Annotated in this window: 12 protein-coding genes; 5 read left to right on the top strand and 7 right to left on the bottom strand. The window is 58.7% G+C overall.

Features of this window, described 5'->3' with window-relative positions; all coding sequences use genetic code 11:
- The first annotated feature begins 17 nt into the window (after positions 1–17).
- From rpmA to G5367_RS18325, 3 genes are all read left to right on the top strand, one after another.
- Positions 18–275, top strand: coding sequence for a 50S ribosomal protein L27 (gene rpmA, locus G5367_RS18335; RefSeq protein ID WP_005304202.1), 258 nt, complete (start codon positions 18–20; stop codon positions 273–275).
- Positions 276–465: 190 nt separating this feature from the next.
- Complete coding sequence (gene cgtA / locus G5367_RS18330; RefSeq protein WP_005341056.1) at positions 466–1,668, top strand: Obg family GTPase CgtA; 1,203 nt, start codon at positions 466–468, stop codon at positions 1,666–1,668.
- 374 nt (positions 1,669–2,042) lie between these two features.
- On the top strand, positions 2,043–3,413 hold the full coding sequence (locus G5367_RS18325; protein ID WP_421244807.1) for a YjiH family protein: 1,371 nt from the start codon (positions 2,043–2,045) through the stop codon (positions 3,411–3,413).
- An 85-nt stretch (positions 3,414–3,498) separates the two neighbouring features.
- Here G5367_RS18325 and G5367_RS18320 read toward each other — a convergent pair whose 3' ends face one another.
- Positions 3,499–3,837, bottom strand: a complete 339-nt coding sequence (locus G5367_RS18320) for a hypothetical protein (protein WP_005341051.1) — start codon at positions 3,835–3,837, stop codon at positions 3,499–3,501.
- Positions 3,838–3,969: 132 nt separating this feature from the next.
- Positions 3,970–6,861: an HD domain-containing phosphohydrolase gene (locus G5367_RS18315; RefSeq protein WP_421294819.1), complete on the bottom strand. Its 2,892-nt coding sequence runs from the start codon at positions 6,859–6,861 to the stop codon at positions 3,970–3,972.
- 210 nt (positions 6,862–7,071) lie between these two features.
- On the opposite strand from G5367_RS18315, the gene G5367_RS18310 reads away from it, so the two are divergent.
- Positions 7,072–8,061, top strand: a complete 990-nt coding sequence (locus tag G5367_RS18310) for a luciferase-like monooxygenase (RefSeq protein ID WP_421244805.1) — start codon at positions 7,072–7,074, stop codon at positions 8,059–8,061.
- Positions 8,062–8,283: 222 nt separating this feature from the next.
- A complete protein-coding gene (locus G5367_RS18305; protein WP_021231934.1) occupies positions 8,284–8,784 on the top strand; it encodes a 2TM domain-containing protein in 501 nt (166 codons plus the stop codon).
- Positions 8,785–8,891: 107 nt separating this feature from the next.
- Here G5367_RS18305 and G5367_RS18300 read toward each other — a convergent pair whose 3' ends face one another.
- From G5367_RS18300 to surA, 5 genes are read right to left on the bottom strand one after another with little or no spacing between them, the layout of a single operon-like run.
- Complete coding sequence (locus G5367_RS18300) at positions 8,892–9,713, bottom strand: symmetrical bis(5'-nucleosyl)-tetraphosphatase (RefSeq protein ID WP_005341040.1); 822 nt, start codon at positions 9,711–9,713, stop codon at positions 8,892–8,894.
- Positions 9,714–9,719: 6 nt separating this feature from the next.
- On the bottom strand, positions 9,720–10,082 hold the full coding sequence (gene apaG, locus G5367_RS18295) for a Co2+/Mg2+ efflux protein ApaG (protein WP_005341038.1): 363 nt from the start codon (positions 10,080–10,082) through the stop codon (positions 9,720–9,722).
- Between the two features lie 4 nt (positions 10,083–10,086).
- A complete protein-coding gene (gene rsmA / locus G5367_RS18290; protein WP_236348086.1) occupies positions 10,087–10,914 on the bottom strand; it encodes a 16S rRNA (adenine(1518)-N(6)/adenine(1519)-N(6))-dimethyltransferase RsmA in 828 nt (275 codons plus the stop codon).
- A complete protein-coding gene (gene pdxA / locus G5367_RS18285) occupies positions 10,904–11,899 on the bottom strand; it encodes a 4-hydroxythreonine-4-phosphate dehydrogenase PdxA (RefSeq protein WP_216980183.1) in 996 nt (331 codons plus the stop codon). Before pdxA ends, rsmA begins: the two co-directional genes overlap by 11 nt.
- Entirely contained in the window at positions 11,899–13,197 is a 1,299-nt protein-coding gene (gene surA, locus G5367_RS18280) for a peptidylprolyl isomerase SurA (RefSeq protein WP_421244804.1), read from the bottom strand. The genes pdxA and surA overlap by 1 nt, the downstream gene beginning before the upstream one ends.
- Between the last annotated feature and the right edge of the window lie 13 nt (positions 13,198–13,210).

Raw genomic sequence — 13,210 nt, 5'->3', positions numbered from 1 at the left:
TTAGAGGAGTCCGATAGATGGCACACAAAAAAGCTGGCGGTTCATCCCGCAACGGTCGCGATTCTGAAGCTAAACGCCTGGGCGTGAAGCGTTTCGGCGGCGAAACAGTTCTGGCTGGCAGCATCATCGTTCGTCAGCGCGGTACCAAGTTCCACGCTGGTGAGAACGTTGGTCTGGGCAAGGACCACACCCTGTTCGCTACCGCGAACGGCAAGGTGCAGTTCGAAGTTAAAGGTCCGCTGAATCGTAAGTACGTTAGCATCGTTGCTGAGTAATTACGGACCGCAAGGATCCGAAGCCCCGCCAACAGGCGGGGCTTTTGTTTTTCCGAAATAATGACGAAAAAACGGAACGCAGATGACCCGGGTACCGAGATTGCCCGGAGAGGCAAGATGCGTATCGCCCGCAGGGGTCTGTACCACTATAATTGCGTATCGGTTTTTCGAATTAAGGTGACGGTTACCTATGAAGTTTGTTGATGAAGTCCAGATTCGAGTCGATGCCGGTGACGGTGGTAACGGTTGTGTAAGTTTTCGCCGTGAAAAATATATTCCCAACGGTGGTCCGGATGGTGGTGACGGTGGTGACGGTGGTGACGTCTATCTGGTTGCCGATGAGAACCTCAACACCCTGATCGACTACCGTTTTGAGCGTTTCCATGCTGCCGAGCGTGGCGAGAATGGCCAGAGTGCCAACTGTACCGGTCGCCGTGGTAAGGATAAGATCCTGCGTGTGCCGGTCGGTACCCGTGCAACCGATGACGATACCGGCGAGTTGCTGGGTGACTTGACTCACCACGAGCAGAAGCTGCTGGTTGCCAAGGGTGGTTTCCATGGTCTGGGTAACACCCGCTTCAAGAGCTCCGTCAATCGGGCTCCGCGCCAGAAGAGCAACGGTACCCCGGGCGAGGTGCGTACCCTGAAGCTGGAGCTGCTGCTGCTGGCCGATGTCGGCATGCTGGGTCTACCCAACGCAGGCAAGTCTACCTTTATTCGAGCCGTTTCTGCGGCTCGCCCGAAAGTGGCTGATTACCCCTTCACTACCCTGGTACCTAACTTGGGGGTGGTGCGTGGTGAAAACTCCCGCTCCTTCGTGATCGCCGATATCCCTGGTCTGATCGAAGGTGCTGCCGAAGGCGCAGGTCTGGGTATCCGCTTCTTGAAACACCTCGAGCGTTGCCGCGTGCTGATCCACCTGGTGGATATCTGCCCGGTTGATGGCTCCGATCCGGCCGAAAATGCCGTGACCATCGTCAAGGAGCTGGAGAAGTACAGCCCGGAACTGGCTGGCAAGCCGCGCTGGCTGGTGTTCAACAAAATGGATCTGATCCTGGAAGAAGAAGCCCAGGAAGTGATGGATCGCGTCAAGGCTGCTCTGAACCATGAAGGTCCGGTCTATGCCATCACCGCTATCAGCAAGGAAGGGACCAAGAAGGTCTGCTACGACATCCTGGATCTGCTGGATACCATGCCCCGTCAACTAGAACAGGATGCCAAAGAGGCGATTGAGAAAGTTGAGTTCAAGTGGGACGACTACCACAAGAACCAGTTGGCTAAAGCCGAAGCGGAAGCGCTTGCTGCCTCAATGGCCTTTGACGAAAGTCTCGACGATGATGATTGGGATGACGAAGATGATGATGGTGTGGAAGTGATCTACGTCCGTGACTGATACCCGTATCTGTCCATCTCATTGAAAACCGGAGCCTGAACAGGCTCCGGTTTTTTTATGCCTGTCGAGTAGTGACATATTAGATATATTTGTGATGTCACTTATTGCCTGCCGTTGATAACTGTTTATACTGCCCCATAAAAATTAACAGTAATGAAACAATCGTCTGGCGATGTTGGTTGAATCGATATGCGTCTCTGTATCTGATTGTTTTGATGGAAGGTTTACCTGTAAAAATTTTTATGCGCAGATTTGTGCTTAATGGGCTTGTTTGTGCATTTTTTTGGAGTATTCTTGCGCCCGTTTTTTCCGGTTAATGCATGAATACGCAGGTTGGCCGGGCTGGGGAAAAGTAACATTAGGGCAGTCTTATCATGTTGGAAAAGAGTCTTGAAGCATCTGCGGTGAATACCCGCCGTAACTTGTTGATGTTTCTAATACCGTCACTGATCGGGATCTTGCTGTTCATGACGCCGGTCGTCTATGACGGTAACGTCACCATCCCCGTCGCCGTGCTGGCCAAGCTGGTGCAGCGGTTTTTTGCCGATTATCTGGTTGCCATGGTCAGTGCGGTGATCACTACCACCATGCTGATGACTATCATCACCTGGTTGTTCAAACCGGCTATTCTGGTGCGTAGACCATTCCTCAACAGCCTGTTCAACGTCTCTCCTTTCTGGGCCTGCGTGCGGGTGGTGGGCGGTATTTTCGTGCTGCTGACCTTCTTCCAGGTGGGACCAGAGGTGCTTTATTCAGGCGCAACCGGCGGCCTGGTGCTCAATGATCTGCTGCCGGTGCTCTTTTCTGTATTTATCTTTGCCGGTCTGTTGCTGCCACTGCTACTCGATTTCGGTCTGCTGGAATTTGTCGGCACCATGATGACTCGCATCATGCGTCCGGTATTCCGGTTGCCGGGTCGCTCTGCCGTGGACTGCTTTGCCTCCTGGCTGGGGGATGGCAGTGTCGGCATCCTGCTAACCAGCAAGCAGTACGAAGGGAAGTTCTATACCCAGCGTGAAGCCGCGGTGATTGGCACCACCTTCTCCGCCGTCTCCATCACCTTCTGTCTGGTAGTGATCTCTCAGGTGAAGCTGGAACACATGTTCGTTCCCTTCTATCTGACGGTCTGTCTGGCTGGAGTGGTTGCAGCTATCGTGGTGCCACGTCTGCCGCCGCTCTGCTGGAAGAAGGATATCTATATCGATGGTGCTCCCCTGTGTCGCAAGCAGGAGGCGGTGCCCCATCAGCACAGTGTGATGAGTTATGGTCTCGAACGTGCATTGACCAAGGCAGAGCGGATGACCGATCTCGGTGCCGTCGCTCGGGAAGGGGTAAAAAATGCGCTCGACATGCTGTTTGGCGTGTTGCCTGTGGTCATGGCGATCGGTACCTGTGCCCTGATGCTGGCCGAACACACCCCCATCTTCAACTGGCTTGGCGCCCCCTTCGTCCCCTTGCTGGAACTGCTGCAACTGCCGGAGGCGGAAGCGGCATCCAAGACCATCATGGTCGGTTTTGCCGATATGTTTATTCCAGCGGTGCTGGCCTCGACCATCGATAGCGAGATGACCCGCTTCGTCATTGCCGCCATGTCGGTAACCCAGCTTATCTATATGTCGGAAGTGGGGGCCCTGCTGCTTGGCAGCAAGATCCCGGTCAAACTGTGGGAGTTGTTTGTGATCTTCCTGATGCGCACCCTGGTTACCTTGCCGGTAATTGCCGGTGTAGCGCATCTGCTGTTCTAAGGGCTACGCCATAGTGAAAAACGGTCAACCTGGGTTGACCGTTTTCTTTTCCGCGGTAAGGGGAGAGCATCGCCCTTAGGCTGGCTCAGCCTCTAGTGACGGGACACTGAATTGTCAGGGAGTGGACTGTGTTGGCGATGCTATAGGGCTTGGCCGCCTTGTAGACCTTCTTGTCTTCGTCGTAGCTGCCTCCCAGATACTGGGTACTGTATAGCGTCTGCTGGCGGCGATCGGTCTCCTTGTAACCTTGTGGGCAGGTCTGGTTGGCCTGCTGGAAGCAGGCTTTCATGCTGCTGCATTCGATGTAGAAGCCGCGCTGGCTGGTATCGGCAAGGTGCACCGGGGTGACGGTGGGGGCTGGGGGAGACAACAGGGAGCAGCCGGAGAGCGTCAGCGCGCCCAGCAGAACGAGATGTTTTGACATAGATAACCTGAACAGTGTGGTGTGACAAAGAGTGAGGGGGAGTCTATTGCTCCCCCTTCGCTATAGGGGCACCGTTATAACCAGCCCGGGGCGCTCAGGCCAGCCCGCAAATGTAAGAAAATATGACCCAGCCTAGGCCAGTGCGGCCAGCAGTGCGGTTTCGTCCACCTGATCCAGTTGGGCGCTCTCGAGGAAGCGCCTAGCGTAATCGCGCCAGATGCCGCTGCTGACAAACAGGGCGAACAGATCCGAGTCGATATGCTGTTCACGCACCATGTTCTGCATGATGGCAAGAGCCTGGGAGATCGTCTTGCCAGATTTGTAGGGGCGATCACTGGCGGTCAGCGCCTCGAAAATATCGGCGATAGCCATGATGCGGGCTGGTACGCTCATCTGTGCTCCGGTCAGCTGGCGTGGGTAACCCTTGCCATCCATCCGCTCGTGATGACCGCCGGCAATCTCTGGCACGCAGCGCAGATGACGGGGGAAGGGGAGGTGCTCCAGCATGCGTATGGTCTGGATGATGTGCTCGTTGATCTTGTAGCGCTCCTCCTCGGTGAGGGTTCCCCTGCTGATGGCAAGGTTGTATCTCTCCCCCCGGTTGTAGAGATGGTGCGGTACCTTGACCTTGAAGCCCCAGGGATTGTGCTCGTCGAACCGATCTCCATCCGGACGAGGCACAAGGTGCCAGCACTTGTCGGCCAGCAGTGGCTCGAGGCAGGGCAACTCGGGAGACGGTTCTTTCTGACGCAGCTTGAGCTCCTCCCGGCTGATGCCGAGTCGATCGTCCAGGGTGCGCAGCCAGGTGCGGCTGGCGATGGCGTCGAGCCGTTCAATCTTCTCGGGGGCCATCCACTCGCCGCCCAGATTGCACTCGGCGATGAAGACAAACTCCTGATCCAGTTCGGCCCAGCGCGGGGCTGCTTCTTCCCGGCAGGCACTTCTGATCTCTGATGACAGGCGGGCTGCGAGGCACTCGATATAGACATCCCGCTTGAGTACTTCAAAACGGGTGCGGATCTCGTGGATCCGGTCGTAGAGGGTCTCCAGTTTGGTAGCCTTGTCGACCACGAACTCCGGGGTGGTCACCTTGCCACAGTCATGTAGCCAGCTGGCGATATGGATGGCTTCCCACTCCTCCTCGTTGAGACTGAAATCGGCAAAGGGGCCCTGTCGCTGGGCGCAGGCTGCATCGGTCAGCATCTTGGTCAGCTCGGGCACACGTTGGCAGTGGCCGCCGGTGTAGGGGCTCTTGGCGTCGATGGCGCCGGCCATCAGCTCGATAAAGGATTCGAGCAGCTGTTTTTGCTCCTCCAGCAGGCGCTGGTTCTCGATGGCGGAGGCCGAAGTGCCCGCCAGCGCCTCGATCAGGCTGATGCGCGATGCCAGCTCCTGTTCGCTGCAGTGTGGCAGGATCAGCAGGAGGTAGCCGATCAGCTCCTGACGATGGTTGCAGAGCGGCTCAGCTACCAGCTGGCATAGGCCGGGAAAGGAACCCCAACTGTCCAGGTGTTGCCTCCAGGCCGCCTCATCCAGGCTGAGGGAGATGCGCTGGGAAGTGGCCGGGCCGGATAGCAATGGTTGTGGCCAGGGAACCTGCCCTAGGGGCAGTTCGGTTTGCTGCCAGCGGGCCTGGACCGGCTGCATCTTTTGCTGTTGGGCTAGGTAGAGGCATCCCCCTTTTGCCTGTACCGCGGCGATGGTTTCATGCAGGATGCGGCTTAGCAGGGAGTCGACGCGGTGCTCTGCAGCCAGTGCTCTACCCATGTTCATGAAGTTGCCGAGGGTTTGGCGCATGCCGGACATGGTGCGCGCAAGGTCATCTATTTCCCGGATGGCTGATTCAGGAACCTGACCCTCGCCAAAGTCGAAACGCTGGATCCGCTCAGCCTCACGGGTCAGGGCCAGCAGCGGGGCAGCGGTACGGCGGGAGACCAGCCAGATCACCGGCAGCAACAACAGCAGGCTGCCCAGCGCCCATGCCACATTGACCAGCGCTTCGTTGCGTGCCTGCTGATAAAGCAGATCTGCCGAGACCAGCAGGGCGACGTAAAAAGGGGTGTCCTTGCCTAGGGGAGAGATATAGACCAGCCACTCTTGTTCTTCCCCTGTGGTCAGGGTCAGCTCCTGGGGAGTACCATCCAGCAGCACAGGCGTCCTCTCTAGCCTAGTTTTCAGCTCGGCCATGACTGGGCTGCCCAGAGCCGTGATCGCTGGCAGCCGGGTCAGCTGATCATAGGCTGGCAGATGTACAGGGTCGGCCGCCAGCAGTGTCGCGGAGCGATCGAACAACACTACCTGGCTTTGGAGCGGCAACTGCAGCTCGCCAATCAAGGCCGAGAGCCCCTCGACACTGGCATCCAGCCCGATCACGGCGCGTTGGCTATGGCTGGTGACAGCCAGCGTCATGCCTGGCTCCCTGGTGGTAAAAAAGAGATAGGGGGTGGTGGCGACAATCTTTGATGAACCGCGAGCCAGCCGGTACCAGTCGCGGCTGCGGGGATCGAATCGATAATCCGCCATGGCTCGCCGTGCCAAAAGTTGCAGCTGCTCGTCAAAATAGAGGAACTCTCCCCGCCCGCTACTCAGGCTCTGAACCAGCAACTGGCTGCCTTCAGGCACAGCCTGCAACGTGGCCCGGGCCCGTTCCGTGAGTTTTCGTACCAGAAAGAAATCGCCACTCTCATATCCGATGTAGACGGCACCATAGCTGTCGCGATTGGCCAGGATCTCTGCCAACTGCGGCAGATACTCCAGTCGGCTTGCCAGATCACTCATGTCGGCCAGTCGGCTGCTGGCTAGCAGGCTGAGGGACATGCGGGCTGGCTGCTCGTTCAATTGCAGAGCGAGGGCCAGCTGTTCCCGGTACTGTTTGAAGTTGTGGCGCTCATGTTCCAGCATCTGGCGAGAGCCCTGCTGGAACTGCAGCAGAATCAGCAGCATGCCCAGCACACTGAACAGCAGGGTAAACAGGGTGGCAATGTGAACGTAGAAGGGCTTGCGCCCGGATCTGGCAGTGATCATGGACATTTCCTTGTCACAGTGATGCTTGCGGAGACGATCTGTCAGCAGTGTGTCAATACGATAACAGAAATGACAATAATGGCCTGATATCTGTGCTTTTCCATGGTTGCCCACTGCCAGGCAGAGCTTGGCAGGAGATAGTGATTCATTCAGGTATCCCGTGCTACATTGCCCCACTTGTTACTGGTCTGTAAATCAATGGAGTGACCCATGTCTGCCATCCCCTATTCCGTGCTCGATCTGGTGCCTGTTGCCGAAGGTTCCGTACCTGCCGAGTCATTTCGCCGTTCGCGGGATCTAGCCCGCCATGCCGAGGGCTGGGGTTACCAGCGCTACTGGCTGGCCGAACACCACAACATGCCGGGCATTGCCAGTGCCGCCACCTCGGTGCTGATCGGCCATCTGGCCGAAGCCACCACCACTTTGCGGATTGGGGCGGGTGGCATCATGCTGCCGAACCACTCGCCACTGGTGATTGCCGAGCAGTTTGGCACCTTGGCTTCGCTCTATCCGGATCGCATCGATTTGGGCCTTGGTCGGGCACCTGGTACCGATCAGCGCACCATGCGGGCGCTCAGGCGCCAACGCAGCAGTGAGGTGGATGATTTTCCGGCCGATGTGCGCGAGCTGATGAGCTACTTTGGCGACGAGATCGGCGCGGTGCAGGCGGTGCCAGGTCAAGGGTTACATCTTCCTATCTGGCTGCTGGGCTCCAGCCTCTACAGCGCGCAACTTGCAGCGGCGATGGGCTTGCCGTTCGGGTTTGCCTCCCATTTCGCGCCCGCCATGTTGCTGCAGGCGCTGGAGATCTACCGTAGCCAGTATCGCCCCTCCGCTCGCTGGCCCAAGCCCCATGCGGTGGTCTGCATCAACATGATTGCCGCCGACAGCGAGCGGGAGGCCCGCTTCCAGTTCACTACCGTGCAGCAGCAGTTCTTGCGCCTCCATCGCGGTGATGCGGGCAAGCTGCCCGCACCAGTCGTCCGGCTTGACGACGAGTGGACGCCCCGTGAGCTGATGGCGATGGAGCAGACCCTTGCCCGCTCTCTGGTGGGCGATCCTGAGCAGGTTCGTCACGGTCTCAAGGCGCTGCTGGCGGAAACCCGAGCCGATGAGCTGATGTTCAATGGCCCCATCGTTGATCATCAGGCCCGACTGCGCTCTTTCGAGATTGCCGCCGGGTTGATGCAGGATCTATAACTCGCCTCCCCGAATACAAAGGCGCTATCTTGCTCAAAGTGCGTCTGTCGTCCTGATGTCAGGTTATCGCAAAGGGACTGTCGGGGGACTGTAACTCAGCACTACCTTTGAACTAACGCACTGAATTAAAAGGAAAGTCAGGTTGGTGTCAGGCTGCTGTCGTGTCGCATGCAACCCTCCGGCCCCTATGCTGGCCCTGTCAATGACCACAAGGAGTTCGAGATGATCGTCAGGAAGTTGAGATTGCAACGGGGTTGGTCTCAGGATCAGTTGGCAACGTTGACTGGTTTGAGTGTCCGCACTATCCAGCGGATCGAGCAGGGGCAGCAACCCGGACTGGAATCTCTCAAGGCCCTGGCCGCCGTCTTTGAACTCGATGTGGCTCAACTGGATGGGTCAGAGCAACAGGAGCGCGAGATGAGAGGAAGTGACACTATGGGTCAGGATGCGGTGCAGGTATCGGCAGAGGAGCGGGCGGCAATGCGCTATGTGGAGGAGCTCAAGGGCTTCTATCACCATGTCGCCAGCTACGTAGTGGTGATCTGCGGGCTGTTTGTCATCAACTACCTGAGCAATCCGGAGTACATCTGGGCCTGGTGGCCAACCTTGGGTTGGGGGCTGGGGCTTGCCTCCCATGCTGTTCGGGTATTTCAGCCCTTCAAGCTGTTTGGCCCCGAGTGGGAGCGGCGCCAGATCGAGAAGCGGCTGGGGCGCAAGTTGTAACTTCATTCGCCTGAAACAGAGAACACAAAACTGCAAGCCCGGCAGATTGCCGGGCTTTGTTATTACTGCGGGTTGTGGCAATCAGTATGACAGCGACCGCCCACTCACTAGCTGGCGTGAACCGGGCAGGGGGTGGCGATCAGGGCATCATCCTCGTAGCGCCACAGGGTCAGGCTGTTGCCCCAGACGCAGCCGGTATCGAGCGCCTTGATATCGCTTTTGCCGGTGTTGCCCATCAGCGCCGCCCAGTGGCCGAACACCAGAATGGGGTCATCTACGTGATGCTCCCGCTGTTCGAACCAGGGACGCAGCCCCGGAGTTGACTCCTTGGGTCCCTTCTTGCATTTGAAGTCGAGACGACCGTCGAAATAGCAGAAGCGCATTCGGGTGAAGGTGTTGATGATGTAGCGGTAGCGGTCGATCCCGATCAGCTCATCTTTCCAGCCATCGGGCTGATCGCCATACATGTTATGTAGCAGCCAGCTGTACTGGTCTCCGCGCAGCAGGCTCTCTACCTCACGGGCACAGTTGCGGGCGGTACGGGCATCCCATGCAGGAGAGATACCGGCATGCACCATCATGATGGGCAGCTCCGGATGCTCTGCCAGCAGCGGGCGGTGGCGCAGCCATTCCAGCAGTTCATCCCGATCCGGCGCATCCATCAGGCTTTGCAGCTTGTCTTTCTTCTTGAGCGGTGCAACGCCATTAGCGACCGCCAGCAGGTGCAGATCGTGGTTGCCGAGCACGGTGACGGCGCGATTGCCCAGCCCTTTGACAAAACGCAGTGTATTGAGGGAGTCCGGGCCGCGGGCGACCAGATCGCCGCAGAGCCAGAGCACGTCTTTATCGGGATCGAACGCGGCAAGATCCAGCAGACGGCGCAAGTCGTCGTAACAGCCCTGGATGTCACCGACAAAACAGTTCGCCATGAAACCTCAGTTGATAATATTGGGGATGGCCAGCGTGAAGGGAGCGATGGACGCCTCGAACTGCTGGCCAGAGCCATCTTGCAGGGTATAGCTCCCTTCCATCACCCCGAGCGGGGTCGCCAGCGGCACGCCGCTCTGGTAGCGGTAGGTCTCACCTTCGGCAATGACGGGTTGTTCCCCGACCACGCCCGGGCCTGCCACTTCCAGCATCTTGCCATTGGCATCGGTGATGAGCCAGCGCCGGTGCAGCAGTTGCACCGGGCCGGGTCCCAGATTCTCAATCTCGATCAGATAGTGAAACTGGTAAGGGTCTTTGGATTCCGCCACATATACGGGGTATGGGCGGATCTCGATGTGCGGGAGTGCCACAGGATCAGGCCTTTGGCTGATCTGCCAGCCAGTTGGCGATCATGACAAACTGCTCGAGGGAGAGATTCTCCGGGCGCAGGTTGCCATCGATACCAAGCTCGGTCAGCTGGGCGTCGGTGATGAAGTTGGAGAAGCTGTTGCGAATGGTCTTGCGACGTTGGCCGAAGCCCTCGGTACAGACGCGGTTCAGGCAACGGATATCCTTGGCGACTATGGTGGGATTCTTGTGCGGGATCAGGCGTACCACGGCAGAGTCCACTTTCGGCGCCGGCTTGAAGGCGCCAGGGCCCACTTCCAGCACTGGCACTACCTGGCAGTAGTACTGGGTCATCACGCTCAGGCGGCCATAGGCCTTGCTGCCGGGACCGGCGGCCAGACGCAGAACCACTTCCTTTTGCAGCATAAAGTGCATGTCTTCAACCCGGTCGGCAAACTCGCACAGGTGGAAGATAAGCGGGGTGGAGATGTTGTAGGGCAGGTTGCCGAAGATACGCAGTGGCCCCTTGCCTTCACCCATCAGGGTGCCGAAGTCAAAACGCATGGCATCCGCTTCGATAACGGTCAGCTTGTCCTTGAGGGTCGGGTGCTCACGCAGACGTGCCGCCAGATCCCGGTCCAGCTCGACCACGGTCATCTTGTCCATCTGGGAGGCGACCGGCTCGGTCAGCGCGGCCAGACCCGGGCCGATCTCCACCAGGTTCTGACCCGGCTGCGGATTGATGGCGGCCACGATCTGATCGATCACGTAGCGATCGTGCAAGAAGTTCTGACCGAAACGCTTACGGGCGGTGTGGCCCATGTGCACTTTGTTGCTCTGCACCTTACTGCTCATATCTTTTTTTCTCTACCATCTTGATGGCGTGGTTGATCGCGGTGATCAGGCTGCCCGAGTCGGCGAGGCCCTTGCCTGCCAGATCCAGTGCGGTGCCGTGATCCACCGAAGTGCGGATGAAGGGAAGCCCCAGGGTGATATTGACCGAACTGCCGAAGCCCTTGTATTTGAGCACTGGCAGCCCCTGGTCGTGGTACATGGCGAGTACCGCATCCGCATCCTTGAGGTATTTCTCCTGGAACAGGGTGTCGGCCGGCAATGGGCCGACCAGATCGATCCCCTCCTGGCGCAGTGTGGCCAGAGCAGGTTCGATCACGTCAATCTCTTCACGTCCGAGATGGCCACCTTCCCCGGCATGAGGGTTGAGGCCGCAGACGTAAATACGGGGTTTGGCGATGCCAAACTTGGTGGCGAGATCCTCGTTGAGGATCCGGATCACCTTGCCGAGGCGATCCTCGGTGATGGCCATCGCTACATAGGCCAGCGGAATATGGGTGGTCGCCAGTGCAACCCGCAGTCCCTCGGTTGCCAGCATCATCACCACATCGGCGGTGCCAGACTGCTGGGCAAAGAACTCGGTGTGGCCGCTGAACGAGACGCCGGCCTGGTTGATGATCCCCTTGTGCACCGGTCCGGTCACCACGGCGGCAAATTCGCCGCTGAGGTTGCCATCGCAGGCGCGTTGCAGGGTCGCCAGCACATAGGCGCCGTTGCCTTCGTTCAGCTCGCCCGGTACCACGGGGGCTCCGAGGGGGACCGGACAGACGGTCAGGGTGCCCGCCCGCTGCGGATGAGCAGGGACTCCTGCATCGTAGGGCTCAAGCTCTATGGACAGCCCCAGCAGGGCCGCCCGCTCGCGCAGCAAAGCTGGATCGGCAATGACCACCAACTGGTGCGGCCAATCCTGCTGGGCAATCTGCAGCACCAGATCCGGGCCGATCCCGGCCGGTTCGCCCGGGGTAACGGCAAGGCGACGGCAGCTCATCAGCTCGCAGATCCTTCGACACGGATGTAAGCCTCATCACGCAGCTCATCCAGCCACGCCTGGGACTCTTCCACGAAGCGGCGGTTGTAGATCAGCTGATAGGCACGCTGTTCCAGAGCCTTGTCAGTGGCATCCAGGCTGCGACGATCTTCCACTTGGACGATGTGCCAGCCGTGGCTGGTGCGGAAGGGCGCGCTGATCTGGCCCGGTTGCAGGCGGTTAACCATGTCGCGGAACTCCGGCACATAGACGTTGGGGTCAGACCAGCCCAGTTCGCCACCCTGCACCGCAGAGCCCGGATCTTCGGAGTACTTCTCCGCCATGCTGGCGAAGCTGGCCTTACCGCTCTTGATGTCGTGCAGAATGCCGTCCAGCATCCCCTTGGCTTTCTCTTCGCTCAGGATGATGGAAGGCTTGATCAGGATGTGACGGGCCTTCACCTCGGTCTGCATCACCTGCTGCTGGCCCTTGGTGTCGAACACCTTGACGATGTGCAGACCGGCGCCGGAGCGCAGCGGGCCGACGATATCGCCCTTCTTGGCACCCTGTACCGCTTCGGCCATCAGGGTCGGCATCTCTTGCGGGCTCATCCAGCCCCAGTCACCCCCTTCCAGCGCCTTGGGACCGTTACTCTCGGCAATGGCCAGTTTGCGGAAGTCGGCACCTTGCTTGAGGGCGGCCAGAATGCGCTCGATCTTGCTCTTGGCTGCATCCAGCTGGGCGGCGGTCGGGTTGTCCGGCAGTGCAATCTGGATATGGCCGACGTGGTATTCGTTCTGCTGTTGACCCTGTTTCTTCAGGATCTCCACCACTTGCTTCACCTCCTGCTCGGAGATGTTGATGCGACGGCGCACCTGGTTGCGGCGTACCTCGTTCATCAGGATCTCGCGGCGCACCTCTTCCCGATACTGGGCATAGGTCATCCCTTCACGGGCGAGCTGGGCACGCAGTTGATCCAGGGTCATCTTGTTGTCGGCGGCGATGCCCTGAATAGCCTGTTCCAGCTGGGTATCGCTGATCTTCAGCCCCTGGCGATCCGCCAGTTGTAACTGAAGGCTCTCCTGGATTAGACGGTCGAGCGCCTGTTTGCGCAGAGTGGCATCGTCAGGCAGGGACTGGCCGCTCTCCTGGGCGGAGAGTTTTACCTTGTTGACCAGTGCGTCCTGTTGACTGGACAGCACTACGTCCTTGTTGACCACGGCCAGCACCTTGTCCATCAGCTCGGGTGCAGCCAGAGCGGCCTGGCTCATGGCGCCGAACATTCCCGCGGTCAGCAGGGCAATCAGGGTCTTTTTCATATCCATCTCTCAA

The sequence above is a fragment of the Aeromonas sp. 604282 genome (assembly GCF_049170575.1).
Classification (GTDB): domain Bacteria; phylum Pseudomonadota; class Gammaproteobacteria; order Enterobacterales; family Aeromonadaceae; genus Aeromonas; species Aeromonas veronii_A.
The sequence above is the reverse complement of the archived record's forward strand: the minus strand, read 5'-3'. Positions and strand labels throughout refer to the sequence as shown.